At 72.7% G+C, this 25,661-nt stretch carries 25 protein-coding genes and 1 tRNA gene; 14 read left to right on the forward strand and 12 right to left on the reverse strand.

Translation table 11 applies throughout. The features are described 5' to 3' along the window. Positions 1-26 precede the first annotated feature (26 nt). The 3 genes from ACUY4T_RS11150 (at position 27) to ACUY4T_RS11160 (ending at position 2,909) form a co-directional block, all read left to right on the forward strand. Positions 27-1,202, forward strand: coding sequence for a DNA polymerase III subunit delta' (locus ACUY4T_RS11150; protein WP_446019007.1), 1,176 nt, complete (start codon positions 27-29; stop codon positions 1,200-1,202). A gap of 14 nt (positions 1,203-1,216) precedes the next feature. After that, complete coding sequence (locus ACUY4T_RS11155; protein ID WP_446019008.1) at positions 1,217-2,725, forward strand: alpha/beta hydrolase; 1,509 nt, start codon at positions 1,217-1,219, stop codon at positions 2,723-2,725. Between the two features lie 108 nt (positions 2,726-2,833). Beyond that, positions 2,834-2,909: transfer RNA gene (locus ACUY4T_RS11160), tRNA-Thr, on the forward strand. 69 nt (positions 2,910-2,978) lie between these two features. On the opposite strand, the gene ACUY4T_RS11165 is transcribed toward ACUY4T_RS11160, so the two are convergent. From ACUY4T_RS11165 to ACUY4T_RS11175, 3 genes are all read right to left on the reverse strand, one after another. After that, positions 2,979-3,794: an SGNH/GDSL hydrolase family protein gene (locus tag ACUY4T_RS11165; protein ID WP_446019009.1), complete on the reverse strand. Its 816-nt coding sequence runs from the start codon at positions 3,792-3,794 to the stop codon at positions 2,979-2,981. A 105-nt stretch (positions 3,795-3,899) separates the two neighbouring features. After that, a complete protein-coding gene (locus ACUY4T_RS11170) occupies positions 3,900-4,607 on the reverse strand; it encodes a response regulator (RefSeq protein WP_446019010.1) in 708 nt (235 codons plus the stop codon). Then, a complete protein-coding gene (locus tag ACUY4T_RS11175) occupies positions 4,565-5,716 on the reverse strand; it encodes a sensor histidine kinase (RefSeq protein ID WP_446019011.1) in 1,152 nt (383 codons plus the stop codon). The genes ACUY4T_RS11170 and ACUY4T_RS11175 overlap by 43 nt, the downstream gene beginning before the upstream one ends. A gap of 173 nt (positions 5,717-5,889) precedes the next feature. On the opposite strand from ACUY4T_RS11175, the gene ACUY4T_RS11180 reads away from it, so the two are divergent. Further along, positions 5,890-6,618: a hypothetical protein gene (locus ACUY4T_RS11180; protein WP_446019012.1), complete on the forward strand. Its 729-nt coding sequence runs from the start codon at positions 5,890-5,892 to the stop codon at positions 6,616-6,618. A gap of 121 nt (positions 6,619-6,739) precedes the next feature. Here ACUY4T_RS11180 and ACUY4T_RS11185 read toward each other — a convergent pair whose 3' ends face one another. Continuing rightward, positions 6,740-7,600: an SGNH/GDSL hydrolase family protein gene (locus ACUY4T_RS11185; protein WP_446019013.1), complete on the reverse strand. Its 861-nt coding sequence runs from the start codon at positions 7,598-7,600 to the stop codon at positions 6,740-6,742. A 315-nt stretch (positions 7,601-7,915) separates the two neighbouring features. On the opposite strand from ACUY4T_RS11185, the gene ACUY4T_RS11190 reads away from it, so the two are divergent. The 6 genes from ACUY4T_RS11190 to ACUY4T_RS11215 all read left to right on the forward strand — a co-directional run bounded on the left by ACUY4T_RS11190 (position 7,916) and on the right by ACUY4T_RS11215 (position 13,783). Continuing rightward, positions 7,916-8,905, forward strand: coding sequence for a Gfo/Idh/MocA family protein (locus ACUY4T_RS11190; RefSeq protein WP_446019014.1), 990 nt, complete (start codon positions 7,916-7,918; stop codon positions 8,903-8,905). Positions 8,906-8,923: 18 nt separating this feature from the next. Further along, entirely contained in the window at positions 8,924-10,117 is a 1,194-nt protein-coding gene (locus tag ACUY4T_RS11195; protein ID WP_446019015.1) for a M20/M25/M40 family metallo-hydrolase, read from the forward strand. A gap of 63 nt (positions 10,118-10,180) precedes the next feature. Next, entirely contained in the window at positions 10,181-11,671 is a 1,491-nt protein-coding gene (locus tag ACUY4T_RS11200; protein WP_446019016.1) for a D-alanyl-D-alanine carboxypeptidase/D-alanyl-D-alanine-endopeptidase, read from the forward strand. Between the two features lie 141 nt (positions 11,672-11,812). After that, positions 11,813-12,430: an isochorismatase family protein gene (locus ACUY4T_RS11205; protein ID WP_446019017.1), complete on the forward strand. Its 618-nt coding sequence runs from the start codon at positions 11,813-11,815 to the stop codon at positions 12,428-12,430. After that, positions 12,427-13,200, forward strand: coding sequence for an alpha/beta fold hydrolase (locus tag ACUY4T_RS11210; RefSeq protein WP_446019018.1), 774 nt, complete (start codon positions 12,427-12,429; stop codon positions 13,198-13,200). Before ACUY4T_RS11205 ends, ACUY4T_RS11210 begins: the two co-directional genes overlap by 4 nt. Before the next feature lie 25 nt (positions 13,201-13,225). After that, the gene (locus tag ACUY4T_RS11215) at positions 13,226-13,783 is read left to right on the forward strand and encodes a MarR family winged helix-turn-helix transcriptional regulator (RefSeq protein ID WP_446019019.1); all 558 of its coding nucleotides are present in this window, start codon (positions 13,226-13,228) and stop codon (positions 13,781-13,783) included. A 77-nt stretch (positions 13,784-13,860) separates the two neighbouring features. On the opposite strand, the gene ACUY4T_RS11220 is transcribed toward ACUY4T_RS11215, so the two are convergent. From ACUY4T_RS11220 to hpaH, 8 genes are all read right to left on the reverse strand, one after another. Continuing rightward, positions 13,861-14,025, reverse strand: a complete 165-nt coding sequence (locus tag ACUY4T_RS11220) for a hypothetical protein (protein WP_446019020.1) — start codon at positions 14,023-14,025, stop codon at positions 13,861-13,863. Between the two features lie 113 nt (positions 14,026-14,138). Next, the gene (locus tag ACUY4T_RS11225; RefSeq protein WP_446019021.1) at positions 14,139-14,390 is read right to left on the reverse strand and encodes a hypothetical protein; all 252 of its coding nucleotides are present in this window, start codon (positions 14,388-14,390) and stop codon (positions 14,139-14,141) included. A gap of 250 nt (positions 14,391-14,640) precedes the next feature. After that, the gene (hpaD, locus tag ACUY4T_RS11230; protein WP_446019022.1) at positions 14,641-15,789 is read right to left on the reverse strand and encodes a 3,4-dihydroxyphenylacetate 2,3-dioxygenase; all 1,149 of its coding nucleotides are present in this window, start codon (positions 15,787-15,789) and stop codon (positions 14,641-14,643) included. Between the two features lie 91 nt (positions 15,790-15,880). Beyond that, the gene (hpaE, locus tag ACUY4T_RS11235; RefSeq protein ID WP_446019023.1) at positions 15,881-17,416 is read right to left on the reverse strand and encodes a 5-carboxymethyl-2-hydroxymuconate semialdehyde dehydrogenase; all 1,536 of its coding nucleotides are present in this window, start codon (positions 17,414-17,416) and stop codon (positions 15,881-15,883) included. Continuing rightward, the gene (locus ACUY4T_RS11240) at positions 17,413-18,168 is read right to left on the reverse strand and encodes a GntR family transcriptional regulator (protein ID WP_446019024.1); all 756 of its coding nucleotides are present in this window, start codon (positions 18,166-18,168) and stop codon (positions 17,413-17,415) included. The genes hpaE and ACUY4T_RS11240 overlap by 4 nt, the downstream gene beginning before the upstream one ends. Next, positions 18,165-19,688: a fumarylacetoacetate hydrolase family protein gene (locus ACUY4T_RS11245; protein ID WP_446019025.1), complete on the reverse strand. Its 1,524-nt coding sequence runs from the start codon at positions 19,686-19,688 to the stop codon at positions 18,165-18,167. Before ACUY4T_RS11245 ends, ACUY4T_RS11240 begins: the two co-directional genes overlap by 4 nt. 61 nt (positions 19,689-19,749) lie before the next feature. Then, entirely contained in the window at positions 19,750-20,565 is an 816-nt protein-coding gene (locus tag ACUY4T_RS11250) for an aldolase/citrate lyase family protein (RefSeq protein ID WP_446019026.1), read from the reverse strand. Beyond that, a complete protein-coding gene (hpaH, locus tag ACUY4T_RS11255; RefSeq protein WP_446019027.1) occupies positions 20,562-21,347 on the reverse strand; it encodes a 2-oxo-hept-4-ene-1,7-dioate hydratase in 786 nt (261 codons plus the stop codon). Before hpaH ends, ACUY4T_RS11250 begins: the two co-directional genes overlap by 4 nt. Positions 21,348-21,525: 178 nt before the next feature. Here hpaH and ACUY4T_RS11260 point away from each other — a divergent pair, with 178 nt between their 5' ends. From ACUY4T_RS11260 to ACUY4T_RS11275, 4 genes are all read left to right on the forward strand, one after another. Continuing rightward, positions 21,526-21,828 carry a hypothetical protein gene (locus ACUY4T_RS11260; protein ID WP_446019028.1) on the forward strand — a complete coding sequence of 101 codons (303 nt, stop codon included), beginning with the start codon at positions 21,526-21,528 and terminating at the stop codon, positions 21,826-21,828. Between the two features lie 197 nt (positions 21,829-22,025). After that, positions 22,026-23,531, forward strand: a complete 1,506-nt coding sequence (locus tag ACUY4T_RS11265; protein ID WP_446019029.1) for a glyceraldehyde-3-phosphate dehydrogenase — start codon at positions 22,026-22,028, stop codon at positions 23,529-23,531. Between the two features lie 50 nt (positions 23,532-23,581). Continuing rightward, positions 23,582-24,757 carry a thiolase family protein gene (locus ACUY4T_RS11270; protein WP_446019030.1) on the forward strand — a complete coding sequence of 392 codons (1,176 nt, stop codon included), beginning with the start codon at positions 23,582-23,584 and terminating at the stop codon, positions 24,755-24,757. A 94-nt stretch (positions 24,758-24,851) separates the two neighbouring features. Further along, positions 24,852-25,640, forward strand: coding sequence for an SDR family NAD(P)-dependent oxidoreductase (locus tag ACUY4T_RS11275; RefSeq protein WP_446019031.1), 789 nt, complete (start codon positions 24,852-24,854; stop codon positions 25,638-25,640). The last annotated feature ends 21 nt before the right edge of the window (positions 25,641-25,661 follow it).

Here is a 25,661-nt window from a genome sequence, read left to right on the forward strand (position 1 = left end):
CGGCGGGCAGGGGTAGCGTTGGGCTCGTGACCGTGTGGAGTGACCTGACCGGGCAGGATGCCGCGATCCAGCTGCTTCGCGCGGCCGCGCTCGCGTCGCGCCACGCGCGCGACTCGGCCGACATGACCCACTCGTGGCTCATCACCGGGCCGCCGGGCTCGGGCCGATCCAACCTCGCCTACGCGTTCGCCGAGGCGCTCCTCTCGGGCGACCCCGACGGCGACCGCGCCACGCGCATCCAGGTCGAGGCTCGCAGCCATCCCGACCTGCACGTGCTCACGACCGAGGGCGTCATCATCAAGGTCGCCGACGTCCGCAAGATCGTCGAGCGATCGCACTACGCGCCGTCGGTCGGCTACCACCGGGTCATCGTGGTGGAGGACGCCGACCGCATGACCGAGCAGACCTCCAACGTGCTGTTGAAGGAGCTGGAGGAGCCGCCCGAGCGCACCGTCTGGATCCTGTGCGCGCCGAGCGAGGCCGACCTCATCCCGACCATCCGCTCCCGCGTCCGCTCCGTGCGCCTCCAGGTGCCGAGCGTGGCCGACGTCGCCGACCTCCTGGTCCGCCGCGACGGCGTCGAACCGGCCCTCGCCGAGCGGGCCGCACGCGAGGCGCAGAGCCATATCGGCATGGCCCTCCGCCTGGCCACGAGCACCGAGGCGCGCGAGCGCCGGGCCGAGACGCTGCGACTGGCGCTCCAGGTCCGTTCCGCGCCCGGCGCCGTCATGACCGCGGCGCGACTGCTCGAGATCGCCGGCGACGACGCGAAGGCCATCGCCGAGCTGCGCGACGCCGAGGAGCGCGAGCACACCCTGCGATCGCTCGGCATCGCCCCCGGGCAGGCCGTCCCCGCCGCGCTGCGCTCGCAGCTGCGCGCGCTCGAGGAGGACCAGAAGCGCCGCGCGACCCGGAGCCTGCGCGACGGCATCGACCGCATCCTCGTCGACCTCGCCTCCCTGTTCCGCGACATCCTCGTCACGCAGCTGGGCGCCGGGCTCGAGCTCGTCAACGTCGAGATCGCCGACGAGATCGCGCGCGCCGCGGCATCCGCCACCCCCGCCCGCACCCTCGCCACGCTCGACGCCATCCAGGAGGCCCGCATCCGCATCGACGCCAACGTCCAGCCCGCGCTCGCCCTCGAGGCCATGCTCGTCGCGGCGATCCGTCGCCCCGAGCCGGCCGGAGCGGTGCGGCGATGAGGCGCGCGCGGCCGATGATCGGGGCCCTCGCCGCCGTGAGCCTGCTCGCGCTCACCGGGTGCACGATCCCCGGCTTCCCGCCGTCCGAGCCGGATCGCTCGGAGCCTACGGGGGAGTCCGTCGCCGCCGAGCTCGAGCCGTTCTACTCCCAGGTGCTCGAATGGGAGCGATGCGGGGAGTACCAGTGCACGACGGCGAAGGCGCCGCTCGATTGGAGCGACCCCCCGGCCGGCGAGATCGAGCTCGCGCTCGTCCGCCAGACCGCGCGCAGCGGCGACCCGATCGGTTCCCTGCTCGTGAACCCCGGCGGGCCCGGCGGCTCGGGCTACGACTTCATCGCCGAGTCGATCGACTACGCGGTCGGTCCGCGGCTGCAGGAGTCCTTCGACATCATCGGGTTCGATCCGCGCGGCGTGGGGCGATCCACGCCGGTCAGCTGCTTCGACCCCGCGAAGATGGACGACTTCCTGTTCGGGATCGCAGAGGCCGAGCGGGGCAGCGACGCCTGGATCGCCGAGGTGAGCGCTGCGGGGCAGGAGTTCGGGGCGGCCTGCGCCGAGGGCACGGGCGAGCTGCTCGGCAACGTCGACACCGTCAGCGCGGCGCGAGACCTCGACCTCCTGCGGGCGGTGCTCGGCGACGACGAGCTCAACTACCTCGGGTACTCGTACGGCACCTTCCTCGGTGCGACGTACGCCGGGCTGTACCCCGATCGCGTGGGCCGGCTCGTGCTCGACGGCGCGATCGACCCGTCCGCCGGCAACGACGAGGTCACCCGCGCGCAGGCGATCGGCTTCGAGCAGGCGCTGCGCGCCTACCTCGCCGACTGCCTGACCGGAGCGGACTGCCCGTTCTCCGGTTCCGTCGACGCGGCGGCCGACGAGGTCGGTAGGCTGCTCGCCTCGGTCGAAGCCAGCCCGATCCGTGCGAGCGACGGGCGCCTCCTCGGCGCCGATTCCCTCGTCACCGCCATCATCTTCCCGCTGTACAGCCCGGATTCGTGGCCATACCTCAGCGACATGTTCGAGGCGGTCATGCTCGGCGACGCCGACATCGCGCTCTCGTTCGCCGACCTGTACTACGGCCGCGAAGCCGACGGCACCTACCTCGACAACTCGACCGAGGCGTTCCGCGCGGTGAACTGCCTCGATTACGCGTACGACGCCGACCCGGCCGCGATGCGGGCGGCCGCGGCCGAGTTGGCCGAGGCGGCCCCGATCATCGGGCCCTACTTCGGCTTCGGCGACATCGGATGCTCGGTGTGGCCCTACGCGAGCGACTCCGAGCGCGCCGCGATCCGCGCCGAAGGCGCAGCGCCGATCCTCGTCATCGGCACCACGGGCGATCCGGCGACGCCATACGAGTGGGCGGTCGAACTCGCCGAGCAACTCGACAGTGGCGTCCTCGTCAGCTACGACGGCGAGGGCCACACGGCGTACCGGAAGTCCAACGCGTGCATCGACTCGACCGTGGAATCCTTCTTCCTCGAGGGCAGCGTGCCGAAGTCCGATCCGGAGTGCTGACGGGCGGGCTCGACCGTCACCGCGCGGCGAGGCTGGTGGTCATGAGGCCTCCGATGATCCGCTAACATGGTCTCTCGTGCCGTCCGCTGCCGATGCAACGGATGCCACGCCGCCTTAGCTCAGTCGGCAGAGCGATTCACTCGTAATGAATAGGTCGTGGGTTCGATTCCCACAGGCGGCTCCACTCGGAAGGCCCGGACGACGTCCGGGCCTTCCGCATGTCACCGGTATCGGGCCCGCGCCCGCGCCCGCCTCAGCCGAGCGTCACGAGGATGGCGTCGCGGTAGACGGCCTGGCCGGCCGCCGTCGGATGGAGGAAGGTCAGCGGCTCGAACTGGTCGGCGCCGAGCCACGGTTCCGGGTTGCCGACCTGATGGCCGAGGTACGCGAACGTCATGCTCGCGTACTCGACGTTCGCTCCGGCCAGGGCCGCAGAGGACGCCGCGGCGGCGATCTGCGCATCGAGAGCGACCGTCGCGCTGTTCACCGTGTCCGTCAGGGCGCTCAGACCGCTCACGAACGGGACCGGGTAGTCGGTCACGACGATGCGGGCGTTTGGAGCGCGTTCGGCGATGGCAAGCAGCAAGGTCGTGAGGTCCTGCTCGATGACGCCGGACGTGAGCAGCTGCTCCGCCTTGCCGACGGCCGTCGCGCAGGCGAGCGACGACGGGTCTGGGGCGCATGCCGCGAACACGGCACCGGCGCCGAGGTCGTTCCCGCCGGCGGTCACCGTGACGAGGGTCGTGCCGCGGTTGACCTGCGGCAACTGGGTCGACATCACGTCCGCGATCGTCGCGCCGCTGCACGCGGCCTGGCGCAGCAGGTTGGTCCTCGGCACCGCGTCGAGCAGCACCGGGTAGGCGGCGTCGGACCTGAGGCAGTCGTCGAGCGGGATGCCCGCGCCCTGCCCCGCGGCGTAGGAGTCGCCGAGCGCGACGTACCGGTTGATCGGCGCCGGCTGGCCGGCGAGCGCGGGGGATGCGGCGCCGGCGACGACGGCGATGAGGGCGACGACCGTCGCGGTGAACGAGCGTGCGATCCGGCTCCGGCGCGGTGAATGATCCGACATGGCCGAAAACTAGCGGGCGGGGCGCGGGTCCCGCACTTCCCAGTAGGGGTGTCATCGCCCAGACCTCGGGCGTGGGTGCGGCCGAGGCGTCGACGGTGCCGGTCGTCAGTCCTGCCGTTCGCCCGGCCGCACGAGTCCGGATTCGTAGGCGAGGATCGCGATCTGCACGCGGTCGTGCGCGCCGAGCTTGGCGAGCAGGCGCGACACGTAGGTCTTCACGGTCGACTCGCTGAGGAAGAGCGTCGCCCCGATCTCGGCATTCGATCGGCCGCGGGCGACGAGGCGGATGATCTCCACCTCGCGATCGGTGAGGTCGCGGGGGAGCGCGGCATCGGGGGAGGGGGCGTCGGCGAACCGTTCGAGCAGGCGCGCCGTCGGCGCCGGGGCGAGCATGGCCTCGCCGCGCGCGACCACGCGCACCGCGTGCACGAGGTCGGCGGGCGGTACGTCCTTCAGGAGGAATCCGGATGCCCCGGCACGGACGGCGGCGAACACGATCTCGTCGAGGTCGAAGGTGGTGAGGGCGAGCACCCGCCGGGAGGCGTCGGCCTCGAGGACGCGTCGGGTCGCCTCGATGCCGTCCATGATCGGCATCCGGATGTCCATGAGGACGACGTCGGGGGCGAGCTCGGCGGCCGCGGCGACCGCGGCGGCACCGTCGCCCGCCTCGCCGACCACGTCGAGCCCGGCGCGTTCGAGGATGAGGCGGAATCCGACGCGGACCAGCTCCTGGTCGTCGACGAGCAGCACCCTGGTCGGCACCGCATCGGTCACGATCCCGCTCCCGTCGGGAGGCTGGCGTGAACGCGCCATCCGGTCGGCCCGGGCCCCGCCTCGAGCGTGCCCCCGTACAGCGCGACCCGCTCGCGCATGCCGAGCAGGCCGTGTCCCGCGGCGCCGGCCGGGACCGCGGCGCCGCCGTCGTCGGTCACCGTGATGTCGACGCGGTCGGTCGCGCGGTCGATCGCGACCGATGCGGCGGCCGCTCCGGCGTGGCGGCGCACGTTCGTCAGCGACTCCTGCACGACCCGGTACACGGCGAGCTGGCGGCCGGCGGACAGGTCGCTCGTGTCGTCCGACCGGAACTCGACGTCGAGCCCGTTCGCTCGCGCCTGCTCGATCAATTCGGGGATGCCGGCGATGCCGGGCTGCGGCGACAGCGCTTCGAGCCCGTCGTCGCGGAGCAGCGCGACGACGCGGCGCATGTCCGCGAGCGCTTCGCTGCCCGTCGCCCGGATCGCCTCGAGCGCCCGGCGGGCGGCCGCCGGGTCGACGTCGACGACCTCGGCCGCGGCTCCGGCCTGCACCACCATGACGCTCACCGAGTGCCCGAGGATGTCGTGCAGTTCGCGGGCGATGCGAGCCCGCTCCTCGGAGGCGGCCCGCATGGCCGCTTCCCGGGCCTCGTTCTCGGCGGCGGCCGCACGCACCGCGGCATCCACCGCCCGTCGTTCGGAGACCCGCATGCCGAGACCGACGAGGAAGACCGTGACGAGCACGCCCCAGTGGAAGAACAACTCGCTCGGGCCCTGCAGCTCGGGCACGAAGAGGTCGGCCAGGATCACGGACGCGAACACCGAACCGCAGACCGCCGCCGAGACGGGGATCCGGCCGTGCCGCGCGCCCGTGTAGAGGGCGAGGACGAGGGGGAGGAATCCCCCGAAGAACAGCACCTGGGTGTCGCCGGCGGTCGCGATGAAGCACGCGACCCACGTGAGCGGGACGCCGACGAGCACGAGCGGCGCGACCCGGCGCAACGCGAGGAGCACGCCGACCACGAGGATGGCCGCCGTGCTCAGCACCGGCGAGCCGGAGCCCTGGACGGATTCGAACGGCACCCAGACCTCGGCGAGCCCGAGCGCCGCGATGATCGCGGCGACGGCGACGTCCTGGGCGAGATGCCAGCGTGTGCGGCGGTCCACGTCCGCAGGCTAGCGCTCCGCACGCCGCCGGGGGAATCACCCTCCGGTGATCACCGGGTCGACTTCCGGTGACGTGGGCCGGAACCCGCGACGGATGCGTCCGACGCCGCGCCGCTCGTAGCGTCGTGCCGTCGCCGCGGAACCGCCGCGGCCGAATCGAGGGGAGTCCGCTCATGTCCACGTCCCGCGCACTGCCGTCCGTCCGCCGGGTGCTCGTCGCCGGATCGCTCGTCGCCGCGATCGCCACCGCCGTCGTGGGGATCCTGCTTCGACCGGAGTTCCCCGACGACCCGGCCGAGTACGTCGAGCTCCTCGGCGGTTCGACGCCCGTCGCGATCGGGCTCCAGCTCTTCCTGTGGTCGCAGGTGTTCTGGGCGATCGGCCTCGTCGGGCTCGCCCACGCCGCGAGTCATCGCTCGCCCGTGCTCGCCACGATCGGGGGAGTGTTCAGCGGCCTCGGCGCGTTCGGCCACACCGCGTACGGCGGGGCGAGCCTCGTCACGCTCGGGATGGCGCGATACGCCGTCGAGTCGGGCGACGTCGACGCCGCACAGGCCGCGTTCGCGACGACGCAGGGCGGCGACTTCATCCCGTACCTCCTCGCGGGGCTCGCCGGCACCGTGCTGGGCGTGGTCTTCGTCGCCGCGGCACTGCTCCGCTCCGCCGTCGCGCCCCGCTGGGTCGCCATCGCCCTGCTCGCCTGGACGGTGGCCGAGTTCGTGCTCCCGAACTTCCTGTCGGCGGCATGGGTCACCTACACGTCGCTGCTGCTGGGGGTCATCGCGTTCACGGCCGCCGCGGTCGCCGTGCTTCGCGGGGGAGCGGGTGCGTGGACGACCGTGCTCGAGGCCGGAGCTTCGGAGCGCGTCGTGCCGACGATCGAGGTCCCGGCCGGCAGGTGAGCGACCCGGTCGACGGGTCGCTCGCTCCCCGAGGCGCGGTGCGCGATCGTCTGGTCGCCCGCAGCAGCACCACGGCAACGGGCCCGGACGGTCGTCCGGGCCCGTTGCGCGTCCGGTGCGACTACGGGAGCTGCACTCCACGGATGGCGGCGGCGTAGGCCGAGTGGCCTGCGGCGTTGGGGTGGAAGGCGTTCACGGGCTGGGTGGTGACCCACTTCCAGTCGTTGATCCACGGAGCCGTGCTTCCGATGCCGTGCCCGGCGAAGTCGTCCTCGACATCGACGAAGACCGCTCCTGCCGAGGTCGCCGCCGCCTCGATCACGTCGTTCAGCACGACGGTTTGGTCGTTGACCTCGTCGGCCCAGATGTACTTCGGGTTCAGTCCGGAGCTGTTCTCCCAGAACAGCTGGGGGTAGCCGGTGACGACCACCCGGGCGCCCGGTGCCTGCGCCCGGATCCCGTCGACCACCGCGACGATGCTCGCGGTGAACTCGGGAGAGGCCGCGATCCGCGAGCCCGTCTCGATGCGCGACGGGCAGGCGAGGTTCGGGAGGACGAAGCAGTCCTGCATCACGTCGCCGAAGCCCACGTCGTTGCCGCCGACGGTGACGGTGACGAGCTGGGTCGTGGCCGGAACCGCCGCGATCTGGCGCGCGAGGACGTCGACGGTGTCCTTGCCCGAGCAGGCCGGGAAGGCGACGAGCTTCGTATCGAGGTCGGCGTCGAGCAGCTTGGGGTAGCTCTTCGTGCTCGTGTAGCAGCGGGTCTCGAGGTAGCTGCCCGCACCGACGCCCGCGGCGAACGAATCGCCGAGGGCGGCGTACTCGCGTTCCGCGGCCGGGCCGCCGCCGTTCCCGTTCCCGTTCCCCTTCCCCGCCTTCGCCGGGGATGCGATCGTGACGGTGGCGTGGGCGGCCTCGGGCGGGGCGGCGAGCGGGCCGACGACGGCGCAGGCGGCGGCCAGCAGCGTTGCGGCGGCCACCGCCATCCGGCGGCGGCGCGCGCCCGGGGAAGCGGCCTCGGGAGCGCGTGAGCGTCCCGACGGTCCGGGTCGAGACGTGCGGGCGGAGTGCGTGGCATCGTGGGGCACCCCGGCGACATTGCCGATGGAGCCGGCCATGCGGCTCCGGTGCGAAGGGAGAGTCATGGGCGAACGCTAGTGTCCGCCTCGTGCACCGCGCCGCATCGGCCGGGCGTGTCGAACGGAAGGCGTTCTCCGGAACACCTCGTGGACCCGGAGCGGGCCGCACCGGAGCCGCGGGATCTCGCGCGACCGGGCGCCGCTAGGCTGGCGCGCATGACGGCACGACTGCGCTGGGGCATCCTCGCAACGGGCGGCATCGCCCGCCTCTTCACCTCGGACCTGCTCGCGAACGGCTTCGACGTGCGGGCGGTCGGCTCGCGAACGGCCGAGTCGGCGCAGCGCTTCGCGGACGAGTTCGGCATCGGCACCGCCCACGGCGGATACGACGCCCTCCTGGCCGACCCGGAGGTCGACGTGGTCTACGTGGCGACGCCCCATCCGTGGCACGCCGCCACGGCGCTCGCGGCGATCGAGGCGGGCAAGCACGTGCTCGTCGAGAAGCCGTTCACGCTCAACGAGCCCGAGGCGCGCCTGGTGGCCGACGCGGCGCGGGCTCGAGGCGTGCTGGTGCTCGAGGCGATGTGGACCCGGTACCTCCCGCACATGGTACGCATCCGCGAGGTCATCGCGTCCGGTGCGATCGGCGAGCCCCGTTCGATGATCGCCGACCACACGCAGAAGCTCTCCGACGATCCGTCGCACCGTCTCAACGCCCTCGAGCTCGGCGGTGGGGCCCTCCTCGACCTCGGCATCTACCCGGTGTCGTTCGCCTGGGACCTCTTCGGGGAGCCCACGGTGATCCAGTCCACCGCGATCCTCCGGCCGACGGGTGCCGACGCGCAGGTCGCCGTGCAGTTCGGCTACGCCGACGGACGCATCGCCTCGACCTTCTCGGCGAGCGACGCCCGAGGGCCGAACCGGGCGCTCGTCCTGGGCACCGAGGCTCGGATCGAGATCGACGGCGTCTGGTACTCGCCGACGAGCTTCCGCGTCGTGGCGCACGACGACACCGTGCTGGAGGAGTACTCCTCCGACGTGAACGGCCGCGGCATGCACTACCAGGCCGCCGCGCTCGAGCAGCTCGTCGCCGAGGGGCGCCTGGATGGCGGCGACATCCTCCCGACGGAGGAGTCGGTCGCGATCATGGGCACGCTCGACCGCATCCGGGCCGAGATCGGGCTGCGCTACCCGGGCGAGGACTGAGCGCTGCCCGGCGGAGCGATGGCCGGATCGGAGGCCGACGACGAGGTCGCGGAACTGACGCGGCGGCTGGTCGCGATCGACGCGACCAACCCGTCCCTGCTCGCGGGCGGGGCGGGCGAGCGGGAGCTCGCGCGGTTCGTCGCGGTCTGGCTCGGCGACCGCGGCTTCGAGGTCCGGCTGGTCGGGGAAGACCCCGGGCGTCCGAGCGTCCTCGCCCGGCGACGCGGAAGCGGGCGCGGGCGCACGCTCCTCCTCGCCGGCCACCTCGACACGGTCGGCGGCGCGGGCGATGCCGGTGTCGACGCCGTGGGAGCGGAGACGGCCGCCGACCGCATCGTCGGCCGTGGGGCGTACGACATGGCCGGCGGACTCGCGGCGGCGATGATCGCCGCGGCCGCGGCCGATGAGGTCGCCGGCGATCTCCTGCTCGCCTTCGCCGCCGACGAGGAGTACGGTTCGCGCGGCACGGAGGACCTGCTCGCGGCGATCGAGGGCGAGGTGCGCTCCGACGCGGTCGGGCGTCCCGACGGCGCGATCGTGCTCGAGCCGACCGACCTGGGCGTGACCCTCGCGCACCGCGGCTTCGCCTGGTACCGGGTCGAGTACGACGGCGTCGCCGCGCACGGCTCCCAGCCGGAGCTCGGGGTGGACGCGATCGATCGGGCGCTCGACGGGCTCGTCGCGCTCCGAGCCCTCGGCGCGGAGCTCCGGGCGCGGCCGGGCCATCCGCTGCTCGGGTCGGGGAGCGTGCGCGTGGCCACGATCGAGGGCGGCTCCGATGCGGCGACCGTGGCCGATCGGTGCGTGCTCGTGGTCGAACGTCGTACCCTGCCCGGCGACCCCGATCCCGGGGCCGATCTCGAGCGCGCGCTGGCGACGAGCCGCCCGACGCGGGTCGAGCGGCTCGTCGCGCGTCCCGCGATGCAGGCCGAACCCGACTCGCTCATCGCCCGCGCCGTGCTGGGCGCGGTCGAAGCGGCCACCGGCGCGCCGGCCGTCGTGCGAGGCGATCCCTGGTGGACCGATGCGGGGCTCATCGCCGAGGCGGGCATCCCGGTGGTGCTCGTCGGTCCGGCGGGCGGGGGAGCGCACGCCGACCTCGAGTGGGTGTCGATCGCGTCGCTCCGCACGTTGACCGGCGTGGTCGCCCGCGCCATCGCCGACGTGTGCGGACCATCCCGGCCCGCGGAGGCGTCCGGCGACGCTCCCTGAGTCGCGCACCGCGGGCCGGAGGTGCTCGGCCACCGTCCGGTCGGCCTCCGTACAATGCCCGGGATGAGCGACGACACGGATGCCGCGGGCCCGGCGATGCGCCGGGAACCGTCCGACGGCGAGCCGGCGGCGCCGGCCGGCCGCGGGCGGAGCCTCCGCGCGATCGTCGCCCGGCACCGCGTGCTGACCGCCGTCGCCGCCGTCGCCGCGATCGGCCTGCTCGGGACGACGGTCGTCCTCGCCGCGACGACGTGGGGAGGCGCCGCGACGCCCACGGCCTCGCCGTCGGCCTCGCCCACCCCGACCCCGTCCGCGACGCCGACGCCCACCCCGACGCCGACCCCCGAGCCCGTCGCGCGGGTGCGGACCTGCTCGGTCGCGGGGCTCGCCGCGGACCCGAGGCTCGCGAACCTGCAGGCGCAGGTCATGAACGCCGGGACGGGCGAGGTCCTCTTCGATCGCGGCGGGCTCACCGCGTCGCGCACCGCCAGCGTCATGAAGGCCCTCACCGCCGCGGCGGCGCTCGCCGTGTTCGCTCCCGACGACCGGTTCGCGACCCGGGTGGTGCGCGGCGCCGAGCCCGGGTCGGTCGTGCTCGTCGGGGGTGGCGACGTCACGCTCTCGCGCACGCCGAGCGGCAGCGAGACGGTGTACCCCGGTGCCGCCCACCTCGACGAGCTCGCGCGCCAGGTCCGCGAAGCGTGGGCGGCCGATCCGTCCAACCCGCCGCTGACGAAGCTCGTGCTCGACGCGTCGCTCTTCGGCGGGGAGACCTGGCACCCGAGCTGGGACCCCGCGGAGCTCGGGCTCGGGTTCATGCCCAACATCACCGCGCTCATGGTCGACGGCGACCGCGCGGACCCCTACGCGAACGTGTCCGCCCGGGGCGCCGATCCGGTGGGCCGTGCCGGCGACGCGTTCGCGGCGGAGCTCGGCGGCGTCGCCGTGATCGAGCGCGGCACGGCGCCCGCCGGCGCGGCCGAGCTGGGGCGGGTGTGGTCGCCGTCCGTCGCGCAGCTCATCGACAAGTCCCTCGTCGTCTCCGACAACACCGTCGCCGAGATGCTCGCGCGGCTCGTGGCGATCGAGGTCGGGACCGGCGACGACTTCGCCGCGATCGACCCGGCGCTGCGGCAGGCGCTCGCGACGTACGGGATCGCGCGCGGCGGCATCCGCGTCGTCGACGGGTCCGGGCTGTCGCCCGACAACGCCGTTCCGCCGGCGTACCTGACGAGGCTCTTCGCGAAGGTCGACGCGCGCGAGGCGAACCTCGGCGTGATCCTCGACGGGCTGCCGGTCGCCGGGGAACGGGGCTCGCTCTCGTACGCCGACCGGTTCGCGGGCGACAACGCGGTCGCGCACGGCGCGGTGCTCGCCAAGACCGGCTGGATCACCACCGGGTACACGCTCGCCGGCGTCATCCGCGCCCAGGACGGCACGACGCTGACCTTCGCGATCTACGCGCTCGGCGACGTCACCGAGGCGGCCAAGCAGGCGATCGACACGCTCGCGACCGGGTTCTACCGGTGCGGGGATGAGCTCGCGGACGACTGACCGCCTGGCGGGCCTGCGCCGGGACGAACGACCGCGAACCGCCGGATCCATGTGACGGACGGCCCGGGCACGGCCCCGGCCCACGCGACAGAATGGAGTCGGCGGATTCGCCACCAGACCCGAGGAGCGAAGGAGCCGGTCATGAGTCGGGCCCTGTTCATCATCGACGTGCAGAACGACTTCACCGAGGGCGGTGCGCTCGGCGTCGAAGGCGGTGCCGCGGTCGCCGCGGGCATCACGGAGCACCTCGCCGGCCACCGCGACGACTACGCGCTCGTCGTGGCGTCGCGCGACTGGCACGACGCCGACTCCGACAACGGAGGGCACTTCGCCACGGGCGCCGACCCCGACTACGTGACCACCTGGCCGAGCCACTGCGTGGCCGGCACGCCGGGTGCCGAGTACCATCCGGCGCTCGACACCTCGGAGGTCGACGTGCACATCCGCAAGGGGCAGGGGGTGCCCGCGTACTCGATCTTCGAGGGCACGGATGACGCGGGGGCGTCGATCACCGAGGTCCTCGCCGAGCACGGCATCACCGACGTCGACGTCGTCGGGATCGCCACGGACTACTGCGTGCGCGCCTCCGCGCTCGATGCGCTCGAGCACGGCCAGCACGTGCGCGTGCTCCAGGACCTCATCGCCGGCGTGGCCCCGGAGTCCTCCGAGGCCGCGCTCGCCGAACTCGGCCACGCGGGTGCCGCGATCGTCGGCTCCGGCGCGGCGTCCGACGCGGCCGACGGCCGGGCCGGCGCATGAGCCCGGCCCGCGCCTCGGCGCCCGCACTGCACGCCGAGGCGCCGGACGGCGTGCTGGTCGCGTACCGCGTGCACGGCGAGGTGCGCGCCGATGCCGAGCGGCCGCCGGTCCTCCTCGTGCACGGCTTCGCGTCCGACTCGGTCGTCACCTGGGAGGGGACAGGCTGGGTGAGCGCGCTGCGCGACGCCGGCCGGACGGTGATCACGACCGACCTCCGCGGCCACGGCGAGAGCGACAAGCCGACCGACGCCGACGCGTACGCCCCCGATCGGCTCGGCGCCGACCTCGTGTCCGTCCTCGATTCCGCCGGCGCCGAGCGGGTCGACGTCGTCGCCTACTCGATGGGGAACCGCGTGGTCTCCGCGCTGTGCGAGCTCGCGCCCGAGCGGGTCCGTCGCGCCGTGGTCGGAGGAGCCGGGCCGACCGAGCTGTTCGCGACGTGGGACCTCGACGAGGTCCGCGCGTACCTGGTCGACGACGTGCCCCCGCGGAACCGCGTGATCGCCCAGGTGCTGGGTCCCGCGGTGCGCGCGGGCGCGGACCGCGAGGCGTTGCTCGCGTGCACGGAGGGCGTCGCGGGCGCGCCGTTGGCGATCCCGGGGAACATCCCGGTGCTGTTCGTCGCGGGGGAGGAGGATCCCGTTCCGGTGGGCGTGCAGCAGCTCGCACTGGACTGGGGGAGCGACCTGGTGACCGTTCCGGGACGCGACCACGTGTCGACGCTCACCGCGCGCGTGTTCAAGGACGCGGCCACGGCATTCCTCGACTGAGGCATCCTCTGGCTAGGGTGTCAGGGTGTCACGTTCTTCCCCCGGCTTCGACTCGAGCGGTTACTGGTACGAGCCGGATGCCACGCGGATCGGCAGTGTCGACGTCCTGAACCTGCTGCGCCGCTACCGTTCGGCCGACCAGGAGATGCGGCGACGCACGCGCGATTCGATGGGCATGGGCGAGACCGACCTCCTCGCCCTCCGGTACGTGCTGCGCGCCGAGCGCGAGGGCGAGGTGCTGACGCCCGGCATGCTGGCCAAGCGGCTCGGCATCTCCACGGCGTCGACGACCGTGCTCATCGACCGCCTGGAGCGCAGCGGCCACCTGACGCGGCGGCCGCACCCGACCGACCGCAGGTCGCTCGTCGTGGTCAGCACGACCGGCAGCGACGCCGAGGTGCGCCAGACGCTCGGACGCATGCACCGGGCGATGATCGACGTGGCCGATTCCCTCCAGCCGCACGAACTCGTGGCGGTCGCGCGGTTCCTCGACGGCATGATCGGCGCGGTCGAACTCGCCGAGCCCGACGGACACCACGCCGAGCTCGGCGAGGACGCTCCGGAGCCGGCGCAGGCCGACTGAGCGGGCCGGCCCCCGCCCGGGCACGCGAACGGGCCGCCGCGTCGTCGCGACGGCCCGCTGCGGATGATTCAGACGGTTCAGACGCTCTTGTTGCCGGTGAGCATCCTGACGAGCCAGACGATGACGGCGAGCACGAGCAGGACGATGCCGACCCAGAGCAGGAACTGGAGCGACTCCACGAGGCCGCCGGTGAAGAGCAGGATGACGGCGATGATGGCGACGATGATCAGCAGGATGTTCATGGTGGTGCCTTTCTGTGGCGATGGCGCGGCACGGATGCGGCGCGGTGGGGGACGAGTCGCCGGGTGAACGGCGTCATGCCCGTTCGCGTCGGCGATCGGCGGGCGGTCCGAGGTCAGGCCGCAGTCGTGGGCGCTTCGGCGGGCCCGTCTTCCGACTCGAGGGCCTCGATCAGGCCCGCCTCGAGTTCGGCGGGGACGGCGTAGAGTTCGCCGCCCGTGATCGCATCGTGTTCGATCATCGCGACCGCATGGATCTCGGCGCGCGTGAACTGCGGGAAGCGGGCGACCATCCGCTCGAGCAGCAGCTCGAAGTCGATGAGTTCGCGGCCCCCGGCGATGCCGATCACGCCGTCCGGAATGTCCATTGCTGCTCACTGTAGCCGACGGCGCTGTGGAGACCCGGGGGGCCGCGGCCCCCCGGGGTCATCCCCCCATGCGTGATCGCCCGCAGCGGTGCGGTCGTTCCCTTGTCCGCGATCACATGAACTACGAGACCACAGATGAATCTAGATTGTCTAGCCATTTCGGCGCGAGTCGCGATGCGCTATCCTCGGGCGTCGGCAACGGCGGCGCTCCGATCCCGGGGATCCCCCGGGACGCCGGGGCACGACCGGCTCAGAGCTGGTTGCCGAGCTTGTACTCGCCCTGCTTCCACTCCGGCAGCGAGTCCGCGCCGTCGTCCTGGCGCGTGTACGAGAAGCCGTCGGCGCCGATGGTCACCGCCATCTCGCTGGCGTCCGTGCGGGCCACGACCTCCTTCGGGTTCCCGTCGAGGTCGAGCACGAGCGACGCCTCGGTGTACCACGAGGGAACCACGGGGTTGCCCCACCAGTCGCGGCGCTGGTTGTCGTGCACGTCCCACGTGACGACCGGGTTGTCGGGGTCGCCCGTGTAGTAGTCCTGCGTGTAGATCTCGACGCGGTGCCCGTCGGGGTCGCGCAGGTAGAGGTAGAACGCGTTCGAGACACCGTGCCGGCCGGGGCCGCGCTCGATGCGGTCCGACATCCGCAGCGCGCCGAGCTTGTCGCAGATGGCGAGGATGTTGTGCTTCTCGTGCGTGGAGAAGGCGACGTGGTGCATGCGCGGGCCGTCGCCGCCGGTCATGGCGGTGTCGTGCACGGTCGGCTTCCGCCGCATCCATGCCGCGTAGACGGTGCCCTCGTCGTCCTGGATGTCCTCGGTCACGCGGAAGCCGAGGTCCTGCATGAAGGCGACCGCGCGGGGCACGTCCGGGGTCACCTGGTTGAAGTGGTCGAGCCTGACGAGTGCGCCCGGGGTGTAGAGGTCGTAGCGCCAGGCGAGGCGTTCGACGTGCTCGACCTCGTGGAAGAACTCGTACGGGAAGCCGAGCGGGTCCTCGACGCGCACCGACTCGCCGATGCCCTTCGTCCAGCCCTCGGCGCGCCGCTCGACGCGGCATCCGAGCTCGGAGTAGAAGGCCACGGCCCGGTCGAGGTCCTCGGGCGTGCGAACGCGGTACGAGAACGCGGCGACCGCTGCCACCGGACCCTTCCGCAGCACGAGGTTGTGGTGGATGAATTCCTCGAGCGACCGTAGGTAGACGGTCTCATCGTCCTCCTCGGTCACCGTCAGGCCGAGCACGTCGACGTAGAAGTCGCGGCTGGCCTCGAGGTCGGTGACGACCAGTTCCATGTAGGCGCAGCGCAGGATGTCGGGCGCGGGCGCCGACGGGGTCGGGATCGGGTTCTCGGAGCGGATCGGCGCCTCCTGTGAGACGAAGAAGCCCGAGGAGGTGCGGGTCATGCCATCACGGTGCGATGGCTGGGTGCGGTGGGTCATGTCAGCGTCCTTGCGTGAGATGGGTCGGCGGGATGTCGCGGTCGGCGGGATGTCGTCAGCGGGGATCCGGGTCGTCGAGGTCGGTCTCCTCGTGGTGCTCCTGCTTGCCGAACGTCGGGTTGTGCACGGGCCCGAGGGTGATGTGCACCGCCTGCTGGTCGGTGTAGAAGTCGATCGAGCGGTAGCCGCCCTCGTGGCCGAGGCCCGAGGCCTTCACGCCGCCGAAGGGCGTGCGCAGGTCGCGGACGTTGTTGGAGTTGAGCCACACCATGCCGGCCTCGACCGCCTGCGAGAAGTTGTGCGCGCGCTTGAGGTCGTTGGTCCAGATGTAGGCGGCGAGGCCGTACTTCACGCCGTTGGCGAGTTCGAGCGCCTCCTCGTCGGTGTCGAACGGCGTGATCGCGACGACCGGCCCGAAGATCTCCTCCTGGAAGATCCGGGCGTCCTTCGCGACGTCCGCGAAGACCGTCGGGGCGACGTAGTTGCCGGTCGGGAAGCCCTCGGGCCGGCCGCCGCCGGCGACGAGGCGACCCTCGCCCTTGCCGATCTCGACGTAGGACATCACCTTGTCATAGTGCTCGGGGTGCACGAGCGCGCCGACCTCGGTCTTCGGGTCGTGCGGGTCGCCGACGACGACGCGCTTGGCCTGCGCCGCGTACTTCTCGACGAACGCGTCGTACACCGACCGCTCGACGAGGATGCGGCTGCCGGCCGTGCAGCGCTCGCCGTTCAGCGAGAACACGCCGAAGATGGTCGCGTCGACCGCCGCGTCGAGGTCGGCGTCGGCGAAGACCACGGCCGGGCTCTTGCCGCCGAGCTCCATCGACAGGCCCTTCAGGAAGGGCGCGGCGTTGCCGAAGATGATCTGCCCGGTGCGGCTCTCGCCCGTGAACGAGATGAGCGGCACGTCGGGATGCTTCACGAGCGCGTCGCCCGCCTCCTCGCCGAGCCCGTTCACGAGGTTGAAGACGCCCTGCGGCAGCCCGGCCTCCTCGAAGATCTCGGCCCACAGCGACGCGGACAGCGGCGTGAACTCGGCGGGCTTCAGCACGACGGTGTTGCCGGTGGCGATCGCGGGCGCGAGCTTCCACGACTCGAGCATGAACGGCGTGTTCCACGGCGTGATGAGGCCGGCGACGCCGATCGGCTTGCGGTTGACGTAGTTCACCTGGCGCCCGGGCACCTTGTAGGTGTCGTCGGCCTGCGCGACGATCAGGTCGGCGAAGAAGCGGAAGTTCTCGGCCGCGCGGCGCGCCTGGCCGAGCGCCTGCGTGATCGGCAGGCCCGTGTCGAACGTCTCGAGCTCGGCCAGGCGCGCGTCGCGCGACTCGACGAGGTCGGCGATGCGGTGCAGCACGCGCGAGCGCTCGCGCGGCAGCATCCGCGGCCACGGGCCTTCGGTGAAGGCGCGCCGCGCGGCGGCGACGGCGAGGTCGATGTCGGCCTGCCGGCCCGCCGCTGCTTGGACGTACACCTCGTTGGACACGGGGTCGAGCACGTCGAAGGTCTCGCCGCCGACGGAGTCGACGAACTCGCCGTCGATGTAGTGGCGGATGCGCTCGGGCAGCCCCTCGGGGACGTGGTGGGTCATGCGGTGGCCTCCAGGGTCGAAGCGGATGCCGGGGCGCCGGCGCCGGGCTCGGGTGCGGGTGGGGTCGTGGCCGGCGCGGATGCGGCATCCGTCGCCGGGGTCTTGTGCTCGGACTGGTAGGCGAGCACCGCGTCGAGCGTCGCCGTGCGGTGACGGCGGGCGGCGAGCTCGACGTCGAGCGGGTCGGCGCCCTGCTCGATGAGCTCGACGATGCGCTCGTGCTCCTCGACGGACTCGCGGGCCCGGCCGGGCACGAAGCTGAACGAGGAGTCGCGGAGCACCTTCATGCGATTCCACCCGCGGTGCACGAGGTCGAGCACGTGCGGGTTGGGGCAGGTCTCGAACAGGATCGAGTGGAACTCGCGGTTGAGCTCGGTGAACCGGTGCGGGTCGAAGTCGTCGAGGGTGCGTCGCATCCGCTCGTTCACCTCGCGCGCCCGGCGCAGCTGGTCCGGCGATGCGCTCGGCGCCGACATTCCGGTGGCGTACCCCTCGACGAGGGCGAGGGTCTGCATGGTGTGCAGGTACTCGGTCTCTTTCACCAGCGCGACCTGGGCGCCGACGTTCCGCTCGTACGTCACGAGGCCCTCCGCCTCCAGCAGGCGGATCGCCTCCCGGACCGGCACGACGGACACGTCGAGTTCGCGCGCGATCTGGCCGAGCACCAGGCGGTAGCCGGGCACGTACCGGCCGTCGTCGATGCGCTCGCGGACGAACCGGTAGGCGCGCTGGGCCTTGCTCTCGGCGCTCATCGTGGGCCGCCCTCGGTCCGCGCGCGCTCGTACCGCGCGCGCCACTCCGCGTCCATCGGGAACAGGCCGTCGACGGGTTCGCCCTCGGCGACCCGCTCCGCGACCCACGCGTCGGCGGCATCCTGCTCGGCGGCCTCGGCGGCGACCTCGGCGACGAGGTGCGGCGGGATCACGATCACGCCGTCGCCGTCGCCGACGATCACGTCGCCCGGCTGCACCGCGGCGCCGCCGCAGGCGATCGTCACGTCGGTCTCCCACGGCACGTGCCGGCGGCCGAGCACGCTCGGGTGCGGGCCCTGTGAGAACACCGGGATGCCGATCCCGGCGACCGCGTCGAAGTCGCGCACGCCGCCGTCGGTCACGATGCCGGCGGCGCCGCGCACCTTCGCGCGCAGGGCCAGCACGTCGCCGACGGTGCCGGTCCCGCGCTCGCCGCGGGCGTCGACGACGAGCACCTCGCCCGCGCCGACCGTGTCGAACGCGCGCTTCTGGGCGTTGTACCCGCCGCCGTGCGCGGCGAACAGGTCGGGCCGCGCGGGGATGAACCGCAGCGTGCGCGCCCGGCCGACGATGCGGTCGCTCGGGTGGTTCGCGAACACGCCCTCGATGAACACGTCGTGGTAGCCGCGCTTGCGGAGCGCGACCGACAGGGTCGCCACGGCGACGGTCGAGAGCCGGTCGCGGAGTTCGTCGGTGAGCTCGAACCCGGCGCCGGCGCCATCCGCGGGCTCGGCCCGGTTGCCGGCCTCGAGCGGTGTCGCGCGCCCCGCGGCGACGGCGGCGGCGTGCTCGGCCTCCGAGCCCCAGGCCTCGATGCGCTGGTGGTCGTCGACGGCCGGCTTCGCGCCGAAGTCGCCGAACGGCGTCGTGCCCGCAGTGATGCCGGTGACCAGCCGGCCCGAGGTGGGCGAGCCCGCGGCGTCCGGGGCATCGACCTCGACCTCGACGACGTCGCCGGGCACGACCACCGACGAGCCCGCGGGCGTGCCCGTCAGGATGACGTCGCCGGTCTCGAGGGTCATGAGTTGCGACAGGTCGGCGACGAGCCGGCCGAACGGGAAGAGCAGGGTGTCGCTCGTGTCCTCCTGCACGAGTTCGCCGTTGACCCAGGTGCGCACGCGCAGGCCGTCGGGTGCGACGTCGGCGGCGGGGATGAGCGCGGGGCCGATGGGGGTGAAGCCGTCGCCGCCCTTGGAGCGCACGTTCGAGCCCTTGTCGGCGGCCCGCAGGTCGTAGACGCCGAAGTCGTTCGCGGCGGTGACGGAGGCCACGTGCCGCCAGCCGTCGGCGGGGGAGACCCGGCGCGCCGGCTCGCCGATGACGAGGGCGATCTCGCCCTCGAAGGCGAGCAGCTCGGTTCCGGCCGGTCGCTCGAGTCCGTCGCCGGATGCCGCGAGGGAGCTCGACGGCTTGAGGAAGTAGCTCGGCACGGCCGGCGTGCGGCCGCGCTGCGCGGCGCGCGAGGGGTAGTTGAGGTGCACGGCGATGACCTTGCCGGGGGTGGGGATGGCGATCGTCATGAACGTCCTCGTCTCTGTGTATCTGAAATCGTATACGATCGAGCCGGCGTGCGACAACCGCTCAGTACGAGGGGCGCGGCGCGTCGCCGGCCTCGGATCCTCCGGCCCGTCCGCCGATGAAGCGGTCTGCGAGCGCCTCCGACGCCCGGGCGGTGATCGACACGTCGGCGCCGACGGCGACGAACGCGGCGCCCGCCTCGAGGTACCGCTCGGCCTCCTCCGGAACGAACGCGTTGACCCCGGCGGGCTTGCCCGCAGCCCGGGCGGACCGCAGGGCGGTGAGCACGGCCTCGACCACCTCCGGGTGCGACGGCTGGCCGAGCCGCCCCATCGACGCGGCAAGATCGGCCGGTCCCACGAAGATCGCGTCGACCCCGTCGACGGCGACGATCTCGTCGACCGCGGCGACGGCGGCCGCCGACTCGACCTGCACGGTGAGGCTGATGGTGGACGAGGCGTCCGCCAGGTAGCCCGGAACGCGGTTCCAGCGCGACGAGCGGGCGAGCGAGGCGCCGACGCCCCGTACACCGGACGCCGGGTAGCGGATGGCGCGGACGAGTTCCTCCGCGTGCTCGGCGGTGTCGACCATGGGCACGAGCAGGTTCTGCGCACCCAGGTCGAGCACCTGCTTGATCACGACGGTGTCGCCGATGGGCACCCGCACGACCGGTGCGACCGGGTAGGCGGACACGGCGTAGAGCTGCGCGAGGATCGACTCGAGCCCGTTGGGCGAGTGCTCGGCGTCGACGAGCACCCAGTCCACGCCGCTGCCGGCGAGGATCTCGGCCATGACCGGACTGCCCGAGCAGGCCCAGAGCCCCACCAGCGGGCGGTCGGCGCGGGCGAGGCGGGCGGCGAACGTCTCGGGGAGGTTCATGCGAATCGGCACGTGATCGCCCCCAGGGGTCCGTACTCGGCGTGGACGGTATCGCCGCGTTCGACCCACATCGGCCGCGTGAACGATCCGGCGAGCACGATCTCGCCGGCCTCGAGCGACTGGCCGTGCTGCGCGAGCTTGTCGGCGAGCCAGGCGACGCCCATCGCCGGGTGGCCGAGCACGGCGCCGGCGACGCCCGACTCCTCGATCGTCTCGTTCCGGTAGAGCAGCGCGGAAACCCAACGCAGGTCGACTGCGTCGACCCTGACCGGCGTGCCGCCGACGACCATCGCGCCCATCGCCGCGTTGTCGGAGATCGTGTCGACGATGGTGCGGCCCTGCAGCTCGATGTGCGAGTTGAGGATCTCGAGCGCGGGCACGACGTAGGCGGTCGCGTCGAGCACGTCGAAGATGGTGGTGCCGGGACCTCGCAGCGGTTTCGCGAGGACGAACGCGAGCTCGACCTCGACGCGCACGTTCGAGAAGCGCGAATGCTCGATCACGGCGCCGGACTCGTGCACCATGTCGTCGAGGATGACGCCGTAGTCGGGCTCGCTGATGCCCGTGGCGACCTGCATCACCTTGGAGGTCAGCCCGATCTTGCGTCCGACGACCCGTCTTCCGCGCTCGACCGCGCGCTCGGTCCACACGCGCTGCACCGCGTAGGCGTCCTCGACCGTCATGCCCGGGGTCCGGGCGGTCAGCAGCGGGACGGTGGTGCGGTCGCGGTCGGCGGCGGCGAGTTCGTCGGCGATCTCCGCGATGCGTGCTGCGTCGAGCATGTCTCTCCACTTCGTCGTCGAGCTCCTGGTCGCGATGCTACACGACGGCATGTGCGATTTAATATGCGAAATCGTATACGAGCATCACGAGTGGGACGGTGCAGATGGCGCGCAGCACGGTCGCGGCCCAGTCCCGTCGCGTCGTCACACGCCGATCCGAGCGGGCAGAATGGCTCGGGTGACGACCATCCAGCTCCGCCGGTACCTCCTCGTCGACGGGGAGTACGATGCCTTCCTCTCCTGGTGGAACGAGTGGATGCCGCGGGTGCGCGCCGAGCTCGGCTTCGCGATCGAGTTCGCCTACGGCATCCGAGAGCAGAACCGTTTCGTCTGGGCGGTGAGCGCCCCGGGAGATGTCGAGGCCTTTCGCGCCCTGGAACAGGCGTACCTCGCCTCCACCGCGCGCGCCGCCGCCTTCGACGGCGTTCCGCAGCGCATCGCCGAGTACGACATCGCCTTCGTGGACGACGTCGCCGCCTGACCACGGCCTCCGCTCGGCGGTCGCCGCGACGGCGCCCGCGCACAGGGCGGTCCGCCGCCGCGTACACCGGCCCGCCGTCGGCCGGCCGCTATCATCGAGGCATCCCCTTCGGAAACCCCGTGGTCGACGCTGCCACCAAGGCGTTCGGCCCGCACGATGGCCGACGACGCCCCAGCCTCGCGGCCGAGAGGACAACCGTGAGCCACGAGTTCGACGCCCGCCGCGAGGAATGGATCTCCCGAGAGGAGCTGGCCGAGCGGATGATCCCGCTCATCGGCGGGCTCTACCGCCGCCACGGGGTCGTGACCTCGATCCACGGCCGTCGCCTCATCAACCGGTCCGCCGTCGAGCTGCTGAAGGCGCACCGGTTCGCCCGGCAGGCGGGCGACGTCGAGCTCGACCTCGACGACACCATGCGGGTGCTCGAGGCACTCGCCGAGATCGGCCCCGGACCCGCATCGATCGACGTCGCGCGCCTGGTTTCGCGGTTCCACGCGGCCGCGCCCGGCACCGACCTCGTCGACTTCCTCCGCGCCGAGCTCGCGCCGGTGCTCGTCGACGCCGGCGAGCCCGCGGCATCCGGCACCGACGTGGTGCTCTACGGCTTCGGGCGCATCGGCCGCCTGCTCGCCCGCATCCTCATCGCCCACGCCGGCGGCGGGCAGAACCTGCGCCTGCGCGCGATCGTGGTGCGCAAGGGCGCCGAGAACGACCTGCAGAAGCGGGCGAGCCTGCTGCGCCGCGACTCGGTGCACGGCCCCTTCCAGGGCACGATCACGGTCGACGAGGAGGCGAACACCATCCTCGCGAACGGCACGCTCATCCAGGTGATCTACTCCGACGACCCCGGCACGATCGACTACACCGCCTACGGCATCTCCGACGCGATCGTCGTCGACAACACCGGTCGCTGGCGCGACGAGGCGGGCCTCAGCCGCCACCTCGAGTCGACCGGCGTCGCCCGCGTGCTGCTCACGGCACCGGGCAAGGGCGCCATCAAGAACATCGTGCACGGCATCAACCACGACGTCATCGGCGACGACGACCGCATCCTCTCAGCGGCCTCGTGCACCACGAACGCGATCACGCCCGTGCTCGCGGCCGTCGACGAGGCCTACGGCATCGTGCGCGGCCACGTCGAGACGGTGCACTCGTTCACGAACGACCAGAACCTCATCGACAACTTCCACAAGGGCGACCGTCGCGGTCGCTCCGCCGTGCTCAACATGGTGATCACCGAGACGGGCGCCGCCAAGGCCGTCTCGAAGGCGCTGCCGGCGCTCGAGGGCAAGCTCACCGGGTCCGCGATCCGCGTTCCCACCCCCGACGTGAGCCTCGCCATCCTGAACCTGCAGCTCGAGCGCCCGACCGACAAGGCGACGCTGAACGCCTTCCTCCGCCAGGTGTCGCTGACCTCGCCGCTGCGCCAGCAGGTCGACTACATCGAGTCGGCCGAGGTCGTCTCCACCGACTTCGTCGGCTCGCACCGGGCGGGCATCGTCGACGGGCTGGCGACCATCGCCGACGGCACCGACGTCGTGCTCTACGTCTGGTACGACAACGAGTACGGCTACTCCTGCCAGGTGGTCCGGGTCATCGAGGCGATGGCCGGCACCCACCCGGTGGTGCTCCCCGAGCGCCAGCCGGTGCGCGTGGAGCAGGTCGTCGCGGCAGCCGTGCCCGAGGTCGCCGAGGTCGGCTGAGCGGACGCCGCGGCGGCGGCGTCCCGGCCCCGGAAACTAGGCTGGTCGGCATGACCCGTGAAGCCGTCATCGTCGACGTCATCCGAACTCCCGTTGGGCGCGGCAAGCCCGGAGGCATGCTGAGCGCGATCCACCCGGTCGACCTGCTCGCGGGGGTGCTCACCGCGCTCGTCGACCGGAACGACCTCGATCCCGGTCTCGTCGACGACGTGATCGGCGGTTGCGTCAGCCAGGTCGGCGAGCAGTCGTACAACGCGGTCCGCAACGCCGTGCTCGCGGCGGGCTTCCCCGAGACCGTGCCCGGCACGACGATCGACCGGCAGTGCGGGTCGAGCCAGCAGGCGGCGACCTTCGCGGCTCAGGCCGTGATGGCCGGCCAGGCCGACGTCGTGATCGCCTGCGGGGTCGAGTCGATGAGCCGGGTGCCGCTCGGCTCGAGCGCCGCGGGCGCCGACCCGTACGGGTCGCGCGTGCACGCCCGGTACCCGGACGGCCTGGTGAACCAGGGCGTGTCGGCGGAGCTGATCGCCGACCGCTGGGACCTCTCGCGCGAGCGGCTCGACGAGTTCGCGGCCCGCTCGCACCGCTTCGCCGCCGAGGCCGGGGAGTCGGGCGCCTTCGCGACCGAGGTGGTACCGGTGCCGGGCGTCGACTCGCTCGCCGACGAGACGGTGCGGCCGGCGACCACGGTCGAGTCGCTGGCCGGGCTGGACCCGGCATTCCGGACCGACCGGCTGGCCGAGCGCTTCCCGGACCTCGACTGGCGGATCACCGCCGGCAACTCCTCGCCGCTGACCGACGGCGCCTCGGCCGCGCTGATCATGAGCGCCGAGGCCGCCGAACAGCTCGGCCTCGAGCCGCGGGCGCGCTTCCGGGCGTTCTCCGTGGTGGGCAGCGACCCGATCACGATGCTGACGGGCGTCATCCCCGCCACCGCGAAGGTGCTCGAGCGCGCAGGCCTCGGCCACGACGACATCGACGCCTACGAGGTGAACGAGGCGTTCGCCTCCGTTCCGCTCGCCTGGCTCGCCGAGACCGGGGCCGACGCCGCGAAGCTCAACCCGCGCGGCGGCGCGATCGCGCTCGGGCACGCGCTCGGCTCCAGCGGCACGCGCCTGCTCACGACCCTCGTGAACCACCTCGAGGCGACGGGCGGACGCTACGGGCTCCAGACGATGTGCGAGGGCGGCGGCATGGCCAACGCGACGATCATCGAACGGGTCTGACCGGCCGACTCACGCGAGACGACGCGCCACCGCGTCGCCTCGCCGACCACCACGGCGTGCCGCGTCTTCGCGCGGCACGGAAGGAAGGAACGACATGGAACTCAGCGGAGCATCCGCGATCGTCACCGGCGGCGCGTCCGGACTCGGGCGTGCGACGGCGCAGGCCCTCATCGACGGCGGCGCGCACGTGGTCATCGTCGACCTGCCCGGCCCGCGCGGCGAGCAGGCTGCGGCCGAGCTCGGCGAGCACGCCCGGTTCGTCGCGGCCGACGTCGCCGACGAGGCGCAGGTCGCCGAGGCGGTCGCCGCGGCATCCGCGCTCGCGCCGCTCCGTGTCGCCGTCAACTGCGCCGGCATCGTCACCGCGAACCGCACGGTGGGTCGCGACGGCCCGGCGCCGCTCGACGCGTTCGAGCGCACCATCCGGGTCAACCTGGTCGGCACGTTCAACGTGCTGCGCCTCGCGGCGGCGGCCATCGCCGGCAACGAGCCCGTCGCATCGGGCGTCCCGGGCGGCCCGGCGACGCTCGAGCGCGGCGTGATCGTGAACACGGCCTCCGTGGCCGCCTTCGACGGGCAGGTCGGCCAGGCGGCCTACGCGGCGGCGAAGGCCGGGGTCGCGGGGATGACGCTGCCGGTCGCGCGCGACCTGTCCAAGCTGCTCATCCGGGTCGTCACGATCGCCCCGGGCATCTTCGAGACGCCGATGATGGCCGGGATGCCCGACGACGTACGCACGTCGCTCGAGCAGCAGGTGCCGCACCCGTCCCGGCTCGGGCACCCGGCCGAGTACGCGGCGCTGGTGCGCTCGATCGTCGCCAACCCCATGCTGAACGGCGAGACGATCCGCCTCGACGGCGCGATCCGCATGCAGCCGAAGTAGGCGCGATCGAGACGAGCGGGT

This window comes from Agromyces arachidis, assembly GCF_052805135.1.

Bases quoted from the DNA above. Each gene is read 5' to 3' on its own strand.
- hpaD (WP_446019022.1), bottom strand. From the start codon at position 15,789: ATGACCCGCACCTCCTCGGGCTTCTTCGTCTCACAGGAGGCGCCGATC.
- ACUY4T_RS11275 (WP_446019031.1), top strand. From the start codon at position 24,852: ATGGAACTCAGCGGAGCATCCGCGATCGTCACCGGCGGCGCGTCCGGA.
- hpaE (WP_446019023.1), bottom strand. From the start codon at position 17,416: ATGACCCACCACGTCCCCGAGGGGCTGCCCGAGCGCATCCGCCACTAC.
- ACUY4T_RS11240 (WP_446019024.1), bottom strand. From the start codon at position 18,168: ATGAGCGCCGAGAGCAAGGCCCAGCGCGCCTACCGGTTCGTCCGCGAG.
- ACUY4T_RS11180 (WP_446019012.1), top strand. From the start codon at position 5,890: ATGTCCACGTCCCGCGCACTGCCGTCCGTCCGCCGGGTGCTCGTCGCC.
- ACUY4T_RS11170 (WP_446019010.1), bottom strand. From the start codon at position 4,607: ATGGCGCGTTCACGCCAGCCTCCCGACGGGAGCGGGATCGTGACCGAT.
- ACUY4T_RS11205 (WP_446019017.1), top strand. From the start codon at position 11,813: ATGAGTCGGGCCCTGTTCATCATCGACGTGCAGAACGACTTCACCGAG.
- ACUY4T_RS11270 (WP_446019030.1), top strand. From the start codon at position 23,582: ATGACCCGTGAAGCCGTCATCGTCGACGTCATCCGAACTCCCGTTGGG.
- ACUY4T_RS11210 (WP_446019018.1), top strand. From the start codon at position 12,427: ATGAGCCCGGCCCGCGCCTCGGCGCCCGCACTGCACGCCGAGGCGCCG.
- ACUY4T_RS11220 (WP_446019020.1), bottom strand. From the start codon at position 14,025: ATGAACATCCTGCTGATCATCGTCGCCATCATCGCCGTCATCCTGCTC.
- ACUY4T_RS11245 (WP_446019025.1), bottom strand. From the start codon at position 19,688: ATGACGATCGCCATCCCCACCCCCGGCAAGGTCATCGCCGTGCACCTC.
- ACUY4T_RS11190 (WP_446019014.1), top strand. From the start codon at position 7,916: ATGACGGCACGACTGCGCTGGGGCATCCTCGCAACGGGCGGCATCGCC.
- ACUY4T_RS11225 (WP_446019021.1), bottom strand. From the start codon at position 14,390: ATGGACATTCCGGACGGCGTGATCGGCATCGCCGGGGGCCGCGAACTC.
- ACUY4T_RS11195 (WP_446019015.1), top strand. From the start codon at position 8,924: ATGGCCGGATCGGAGGCCGACGACGAGGTCGCGGAACTGACGCGGCGG.
- ACUY4T_RS11165 (WP_446019009.1), bottom strand. From the start codon at position 3,794: ATGTCGGATCATTCACCGCGCCGGAGCCGGATCGCACGCTCGTTCACC.
- hpaH (WP_446019027.1), bottom strand. From the start codon at position 21,347: ATGCTCGACGCAGCACGCATCGCGGAGATCGCCGACGAACTCGCCGCC.
- ACUY4T_RS11200 (WP_446019016.1), top strand. From the start codon at position 10,181: ATGAGCGACGACACGGATGCCGCGGGCCCGGCGATGCGCCGGGAACCG.
- ACUY4T_RS11155 (WP_446019008.1), top strand. From the start codon at position 1,217: ATGATCGGGGCCCTCGCCGCCGTGAGCCTGCTCGCGCTCACCGGGTGC.
- ACUY4T_RS11250 (WP_446019026.1), bottom strand. From the start codon at position 20,565: ATGAACCTCCCCGAGACGTTCGCCGCCCGCCTCGCCCGCGCCGACCGC.